At 66.3% G+C, this 7,011-nt stretch carries 5 protein-coding genes; 3 read left to right on the top strand and 2 right to left on the bottom strand.

The genetic code is table 11. The features are described from left to right. Positions 1–2 precede the first annotated feature (2 nt). Complete coding sequence (locus AB0B91_RS63850; RefSeq protein ID WP_089002821.1) at positions 3–1,535, bottom strand: glycosyltransferase 87 family protein; 1,533 nt, start codon at positions 1,533–1,535, stop codon at positions 3–5. Positions 1,536–1,997: 462 nt separating this feature from the next. Between AB0B91_RS63850 and AB0B91_RS63845 the strand changes: the two genes are divergently transcribed. The 3 genes from AB0B91_RS63845 (at position 1,998) to AB0B91_RS63835 (ending at position 4,439) form a co-directional block, all read left to right on the top strand. After that, entirely contained in the window at positions 1,998–2,846 is an 849-nt protein-coding gene (locus AB0B91_RS63845) for an AfsR/SARP family transcriptional regulator (protein ID WP_089002820.1), read from the top strand. A gap of 371 nt (positions 2,847–3,217) precedes the next feature. Then, the gene (locus AB0B91_RS63840; RefSeq protein WP_089002819.1) at positions 3,218–3,829 is read left to right on the top strand and encodes a DUF2690 domain-containing protein; all 612 of its coding nucleotides are present in this window, start codon (positions 3,218–3,220) and stop codon (positions 3,827–3,829) included. A 40-nt stretch (positions 3,830–3,869) separates the two neighbouring features. Beyond that, entirely contained in the window at positions 3,870–4,439 is a 570-nt protein-coding gene (locus AB0B91_RS63835) for a DUF2690 domain-containing protein (protein ID WP_157747257.1), read from the top strand. Between the two features lie 169 nt (positions 4,440–4,608). On the opposite strand, the gene AB0B91_RS63830 is transcribed toward AB0B91_RS63835, so the two are convergent. Then, positions 4,609–7,011 (bottom strand): transglycosylase domain-containing protein (locus AB0B91_RS63830; protein WP_358342742.1); only part of this gene is annotated, 2,403 nt, incomplete at its 5' end.

The raw sequence follows: 7,011 nt of genomic DNA, 5'->3' as shown, positions 1-7,011 counted from the left end.
GTTCACGTGGACAGCCCTCGCGCCGGAGCCCCTGCGCTCGTCGCGGCTCCCTCGTCGGGCGCCACGGACCGGCGTCGCCAGCGGTCGAGCCAGGGTGCGTCGGGGGCGCCGTCGAGCAGCCCGCCGTCCGGGTCGTCGGCGTAGGTTCGCCGCACCGGGTCGAGTTCCGGTCGCAGGATCTCCCGGACGACCAACACGCAGAGCACCACCACGGTGGCCAGCCGCAGCGTCGAGGCCAGCACGAAGACGCCCTCCGGGAAGACCGGCCGGCTGGTAGCCGCGCCGAGCAGTTCGCCGTAGAAGGCCACGAAGTAGCAGACCTCGGCCACCTGCCAGGCCAGGAAGGCGCCCCACTTCGGGCGGGCGAGCACCACCAGCGGCAGCAGCCAGAGCACGAACTGCTGCGACCACACCTTGCTGAAGATCAGGAAGGCGGCGACCACCAGGAACGCTAGCTGGGCGAGCCGGGGCCGGCGCGGGGCCAGCAGTCCCAGCGCGGCCACCCCGAGGCAGGCCAGCCCGAAGAGGGCGTACGACAAGGTGTTCAGGGTCGGGATGTTGATGTTCAGCCACTCGAACGGCCCGAGGTCGGCGGGGTTGGCGTTGCCGAACTTGCCGTCCAGGTAGCGCCCGATGTACCAGAGGGTGCCCCAGTCGATGGGCCGGGTCGAGTTCAGCTCGAAGAAGCGGTCCCAGTTCTCCCGGTAGGGAATGGCAACCGGCAGGTTCACCAGCACCAGGGAGACCAGTGCGGCGCCGAAGGCGGTGAGGGCGGCGCGGAGCCGCCCGGCGCGCAGCGCCAACACCAGGATCGGGCCGAGGATGAACAGCGGCCACATCTTGGCCGCCCCGGCGAGACCGAGCAGGACACCGGCCACCAGTGGTCGCCTGCGCGCCCAGGCGAACAGGCCGAACGCGGCCAGACCGATGGCGAGCAGGTCCCAGTTGACCGTGGCGGTGAGCATCAGCGCGGGGGCGAGTGCGAAGAGCGCCGCGTCCCAGGGTCGGCGGCGGCGCAGGGCGAGGAGCACCGCCACCGTGGCCACCGCCAGCGCGCCGAGCACCAGGGCATTCAGGTTGTAGAACCACATGCCCTGGTTGAGCCCCGGGTCGTCCTGGCCGATGGCGTGCACCGGCAGGCCGAGGGCACCCATGAAGTACCCGGTCAGCACCGGGTACTCGACGGGGTGGTCCTGGTAGGGGACCGCGCCCTCGTTGAGCCGCTCGGCGTAGTAGAGCGCCAGCACGTCCGTGTAGCAGAACCGGGTGTACTGCACGTTGTTCTGCCAGGCGCCGTCCTGACAGGGCGACTTCTGCACCCAGTGCAACGCCAGGGTCAGGCAGACCATGGCCAGGACGATGCGGGTCGCCGTCCAGAATCGACTCTCACGCCCCGGGGGTTGGTCCAGTGCGACGGCGTGATCACCGAGCGGGCCCCCGATCAGGCCGGACACCCCGCGGACGAACCCATCCGAGCGTGACGGATGGTCGTTGGCGGCTGTGCCGTCGCTGCGGGGCGTCGACTGGGTGCTCATGGATTGGCATCCTGCCCTATGTCGCGCTCTCCCACGAGAACCTTGCTACGGGTGCCGTCGCACCCGGGGCCGCCGGTACTGCCTGCGGCCGGTCGGGCGAGGAGGCGTCCCAGCCTCGATCCCAGGCGCAAGAGAGGCGTACCTTCGGCCGCCGAACTCCCATTCCTGCACCAATTTGCAGTCAGTCGGACGACGCACCTTCCCGAGCAATTCGGAGCGTCGTACTCAAATAAATAGGTAGCTTGAGCCTTGCGCCGTCGTGATCCGTGCCACAACTACACAATGTAGTCCCTGCGTGGTGAATAGTGACATCCAAGCCTCGAAGCGCCTGCGAAAGATGCGAAGTATCCACTTTCGCCACTTATGTCAACGAGTGATCAATGTTGACGAACATTGAGTACCGGCTATGCTGAGCACGGCCCGACGAGGGTCGGGCAGCAGGCGTAACACGGGGGATACATCTTGGAATTCTATTTTCTAGGCCCACTGACCATTAGATCAGGGGCCGCATCAGTCTACCTATCGGGCGAGCGCAGTCAGAAGCTCTTCGCGGCTCTCCTGCTCAACTCCAATCAGCCTGTCTCCGTCGAGCGGCTCATCGATGTGGTCTGGGACCATCATCCGCCTGGCACCGCCCGTCAACAGATCCAGAACCGATTGGGCAGGCTTCGGGCCCTGCTCCTCTCAGGCGGGCAACGGATCACCCGCACCGGCAACAGCTACGCCCTCGAGGTCAGCGAGAAACAGATCGACGGGCTCCGGTTCCGGCAGCTCTGCACTCAGGCGGAGCAGGCGCGATGCGCCGGTCAGCTTGACCGGGCAGCCAGCCTCCTGCACGCCGGCCTGACGCTGTGGCGCGGTTCGACCATTCAGGGCATCGACTCACCGGCCTTGCGGGGCGACATCGTAAGGTGGGAAGAGGCCCGACTCAGGGCGATCGAGGCAGTGGTGGCTGTGGAGTTCAGCCGCCAGCGGCACAGTGCGATGACGACCGACCTCTACTCCTGGGTACAGCACTATCCCTACCACGAAGGCCTGCACTGCTCTCTCGCCGAGGCGCTGCACGCGGGATCACGGACAGCCGAGGCGGTGCACGTGCTGCACCAACTCAAGCTCCGGTTGGCGCGCGAACTCGGCATCAATGCCGGAACCGGCGTGCACGATCTCCACCGCCGGCTCCTCGGCGCCGACGTGGCCGAGGCGGATGAGTCTGCTCAACTGAAACGCCAAGCCGCGGAGGCCATTCACCGTGCGCTGACCGAGACGACGCAGGCTCTCAAAGTACTCAGCAACGCCATCGCGAGCTACTGAGTCGGCGTGCTCCATCAGGTGATCCGGCTGCCCTGCAACGGTCAGGACCGGGACAGCCCTCGTGCGCGGTCCCGCTGGGCGTACGGCCCACCTTCGTGCAGCCGCAAGGTGGCCAGCATCTCGCCAAGGGCAGGCGCGGCGACCGCTACCACGTTCCGCACCCCTGACCAGGCCATGGTCCAGTCCTCTCCGGTCCATTCAGGTCGCGGCTCAACCTAAAGGCACGGGCACCTCCTGATCATCGTTCGGCCTACCGGATCCCACGCACGCGGGACACGGCGATGATGAGGTGGTGGCGCGGCCCCAGATAGTCGGCTCAGTCACCGCGCCACTCGTTCCGCTGAGCGGCGCCGTTCCGAAAGGTCGTGCACATGAAGGACAGATCGACGGTTGGACTGAAACTGGCTCGGCTGGCCGCCGCGGCGGCCATGCTGACCACCGCCCTCGTGGGCGTCGGAGCCGGGCCCGCGGTCGCTGCCCCGGACAGCGCGCAGAAGCCCACTGCGACCGCTGCGGTCGACGATGGCTTCACCAAGCGCACGCTCAGGAATCCAGAGGTGGTCAGCGCCCTCGCCGATCCCGATCAAGCAATCTTCATCAGCGCCGGCACCCTGGCGACCTACGGCTGTCGTTCCCTGTGTGACTACAAGGATCCAGCCAGTTTTCGAGTCTTCTACGACGACTGCTCGAACTGCTACTACAAGTGCGCGGACGACGCAGTAGACAAGTTGAAGCATCAGGATCCGGTCATCTCCATCATGATCCGGTACAGCCCTCGCTGCAGGACTGCGTGGGCCAAGAGCAACTACTCTGCGAACTCGTACATCAAGGCGGACAGTCGATACCTGAGCGGAAGCCACCGTACGACCGTCACCGAATACGTGGGCAACTACACCGTGATGCTGGACGACGCCGACCTTCAGGCGCGCGCCTGCGTCCAACCGAGCGGGCCGTACGACCTCTACTGCACCGGCTGGTACTGATCTGTCGATCTGCCCCGGTCAGGCAAGAAAGGAACCGTCCGTGCGAAAACTGCTCAACGCCCTTGGTGCTGCCCTAGCTCTGGGGCTGGCCCTGGGCCTGACCCCCACACCTGCCAACGCCGCCGCTCCAGCGATGCCGAGCGATACAGCGGGTCAGCTGACGATGGCCGAAATGATCACCGAAGACAGCACCTTCATCGATGCGGCCACTCTGGCTGCCATCGGGTGTGGGCAGGTGTGCGACTACAAGAATCCGGCTTCTTACCGCATCTATTACAACAGCTGCACGACCTGCTACTACTATTGCGCCGACGATGCGATAACGCCAAGCCCGCTCGCCAACTACGACAAAAGAACCTCTTCGGCGTCAATCGAGTTGCGATACAGTCCGCGGTGCCGTACCGCATGGGCCCGCACCACGTGGGGCGCTTCCTACTTCTACGTCGAAAGCCGTTATCTGAGCGGCAGCCATCGAGCGACCGCCGGTTTCACCAAGGAAGACTACGGGACCAACTACACCGCAATGCTCAACGACGCCGATCTTCAAGCTCGCGCCTGCATGCCCAACCATGGGCCAGTCACTGGAACCCTCTGCACCTCCTGGTACTGAGCAGCGGTTGCACGAGCATCCACGGTGACCACAGCGACCAGCCCGTGACTATCGGTCGCTCTTCGGGAGTCGGTGACTGGACAGGTCATCCGGCATGACCGAATCCGTAGGGATCTAAATCGCCGAAGGCCGCCGGACAATTGTCCGGCGGCCTTCGGCGATGAGGAACTCAGTCCCGTATACGAGGTGTGCTGGTCGGTAGGAGTCCGCCTCCGCCGCCCGGCCGCGGTTCGGTCGGGTTGGTGGGAGCGGTGGGGGCGGTCGGGCCGCCCGGAGGATTGCCACCGCCGTTGTTGCCACCGCCGTTGTTGCCACCGCCCGGCGGGCAGAACAGCTCGAGTGGACCGCAGTTCGGCGGGCCCGACGGGGGCGGCGGGGGCGGCGGCTCTTCGCCGTTGCCAGCCTTGTCGTCACCGATGCCGGTGACACTCGGCAGCTCCGACTTCTTTTCGCCCTTCAGGGCGTCATCCATGTATCGCTTCCAGAGTTCGGCCGGGAAGCCGCTACCGCCGATGTCCTTCTTGTTCTTGTCAACGATGGTCGGCTTCCTACTGTCGCGACTGCCGACCCAGACCGCAGTGGCGAGATTGTCGTCGTAGCCGACCATCCAGGCGTGCGCGTTACGAGGCGTGCCGGCATGCTCCCAAGTGCCGGTCTTGCCGGCGGCGTCCCTGCCGTCCAGTCCGGCGTTGTTCTTCTCCGGGATCTCCTTCAGCACCGCGGTCACCTCCTCGGCGACCTCCTTCTTGATGCGCTGCTGCGGGTTGAGCTTCGCGCCGGTGCCCGGCACCTTCATCCACTTACCGGTGGCCTTGTTCTGCTTTTCCACCTTGCTGACGAAGTACGCCTTGTTGTACTTGCCGTCATTGGCCAACGTGGCGAGCCCGTTCGCATGGTCGAGAACGGTGACCGGGTACTTGCCGAAACCCGTCCAGTTGTCGAACTTCGAGGGAGCGATCTTCTCGGCCGGCGTCTTGACCAGGTCGTACTCCTGGCGAGGATCGACGGTCCACATGGTGGTCACGCCGGCCCGCTTCGCCATGTCGACAACCTTGGCGGCGCCGATCTTGTCGGTCACCCAGTAGAAGGGCACGTTGTACGAGCGGACGGTCGACTCGTGGAGCGTGCAGGACTTTCCGCAGACGCCCGCGCCACGGTTGGCATTACCGATCTCCGTGTCGGAGCCCTTCGGCTTGAACGGGGTGGCGTCCCAGAGCGACTTGACTGAGATCCCGGCGTCGATCGCCGCCGCCAGGGTGTAGACCTTGAAGGAGGAGCCCGGCGGGTGGCCACCGACGATGTCACCGTTCGAGTCGACGTTCTTGCCCGCGTAGTCGAAGTCGGCGCCGCTGTCACCGCCGTAGTAGGCGAGCACCTTGCCGGACCTCGGCTCGATGGAGACCACCGCCGCCATCAGGTTCTTCGGCTGCCCATAGAGCACCGACCCCTTCCGGTCGGGCTGGGCCGCCTTCTCCAGCGCCGTCTGCATCTTGGCGTTGATCGTGGTCGTGATCTTGTAACCGCCGGTCCGCAGCTCGTCGACGCAGGTCGGCTTGCCCGGCGCGCCCGAGTCGGAGCAGAGGCCCCACTTCTCCATCTCCTGGCGGACGTAGTTGACGACGTTGCCCCGAGGGCTCGCCACACCGAACCCGTTGCCGTTCTTCGCCGGCGCCGGCACCTCCGGGTACGCGGTGGGCCGCTCCGCAGCGTTCAGCCAGCCCTCCTCGACCATGCCGCCGATCACGTACTCCCACCGCTCCTTGGCCTGAACGGGGTTGACGGCGGGGTCGTAGCCCTTGTGGGTCGTGCTGGGCACGGGCTGCTTGATCAGCGAGGCGAGCACCGCGCCCTCGGCGACCGTGAGCTTGATCGCCGGCTTGCGGAAGTAGGTCTGCGCGGCAGCCTCGATGCCGTACGCGCCGCGCCCGAAGTAGATCACGTTGAGGTAATGCTGCATGATCTGCGGCTTGGTGTACTTCTCGTTCAGCTTGGAGGCGAAGATCGCCTCCTTGACCTTCCGGGCGTAGGTGTCGTCCTTCAGGTTCTCGATCGCGTTGCGGGCGTACTGCTGGGTGATCGTCGAGGCGCCCTGCTTGTCGCCGCCACTGACGTTGTTCCAGGCCGCCCGCGCGATGCCCTTGTAGTCCACGCCCGAGTGCTTGTAGAAGTTGCGGTCCTCGGCCGCCGCCACGGCGTGCTGGACGTGCTCAGGGATCTGATCGATCGTGACGAAGGTGCGGTTCTCGTTGCCCAGCCGGGCCACCAGGGTCTTGCCATCGCTGGCGTAGACCGAGGTGGAGAGTGGCAGCGGGACCTCCTCCGGGAGGACGACGTTGGTCGAGTAGTAGGTGAAGCCGACCACGCCGAGCCCGGCGAGCATGATGAAGACGGCGAAGCTGGCGATCACCAGGTTCACCCGCTTGCGCTTCTTCGCCCGCGCCGCGCCGGCCGGGTCGCCCGCTCCCCGCGCGCGTCGGCCGGGGCCGGTCGGCCCGCCGGGCCCACCCGGTCCACCCGAGGCCGGCGAGACGCTCGCCCGCGCCGTGGCCCGGCCGCTCACGCCACCGACGGC

This window comes from Nonomuraea sp. NPDC049141 (assembly GCF_040648415.1).
GTDB lineage: Bacteria > Actinomycetota > Actinomycetes > Streptosporangiales > Streptosporangiaceae > Nonomuraea.
The sequence above is the reverse complement of the archived record's forward strand: the minus strand, read 5'-3'. Positions and strand labels throughout refer to the sequence as shown.